We start from the raw sequence: 828 nt of genomic DNA, 5'->3' as shown, positions 1-828 counted from the left end.
CTACAATACGAGACGTTTCGCGCTCAGCGATTAATACGCTTGTAGGCGACCGCGCAATCATGGACATTATGGGCGTTGAGAGAAGCGCGATTGAAATTGAAGCATTGGCTACAATGAACAACAGATTCAACGAATACGGACTTGGCATTGACGTAATCGCGGTAAAACTCCAGAATGTTACTCCGCCGTCTGGAGTGCAGGAAGCTTTTGAAGACGTAAACAAAGCGATGCAGGACCTTGAGCGGCTTATAAACGAGGGACAGCAAGTCTACAACGAGGAAATTCCCAAAGCAAGAGGCGAAGCCGAGAAGACAATTCAAGTCGCGCAAGGTTACGCTACAGAGCGCGTAAACAGGGCAAACGGCGACGTTGCGCGTTTTAACTCCGTTTACGAAGAATACCGCCGCGCTCCCGAAGTTACGCGACAGCGGCTTTACTATGAAATGATCGAAGAAGTTTTTAAGGACGAGAAAAGCATGACAGTTATCGACCGTAATTTAAAAAATTTCCTGCCTATGATGAACATGGGAGGTGGAAGATAATGAAAAAAATACTTACTTTTATTATCGTTATTCTTGTAATCATTATCGGTATTGCGGTTGCGGGTCCACTGTATGTTATTAACGAGGGAGAGCAGGCGGTAATTGTTCAGTTTGGAAGGATAACGGACGTTATTTCACAAGCAGGTTTAAAAGTGAAAGTTCCTTTTATAGACGAAGTTGTCCGTTATCCGAAAAAAATTATGGCATGGGACGGCGAGGCAAGAATAGTGCCGACTGCGGAGAGGCAATTTATTTTTGTTGACGTGGTTGCCCGATGGCGCATTTC

General features: G+C 45.2%; 2 protein-coding genes. Both read left to right on the top strand.

Annotation, left to right across the window (positions count from 1 at the left end):
- The coding region (gene hflK, locus ACYVRH_RS13665; RefSeq protein ID WP_461257438.1) for an FtsH protease activity modulator HflK at nt 1-542 on the top strand (542 nt) is incomplete at its 5' end.
- A partial coding sequence (locus tag ACYVRH_RS13660) for an SPFH domain-containing protein (RefSeq protein ID WP_461257437.1) occupies nt 542-828 on the top strand: 287 nt, incomplete at its 3' end. The genes hflK and ACYVRH_RS13660, both read left to right, overlap by 1 nt.

The organism is Treponema sp. R80B11-R83G3 (genome assembly GCF_054786115.1).
Note: the sequence above shows the minus strand (reverse complement) of the source record. Positions and strands in the feature narration are given on the sequence as shown.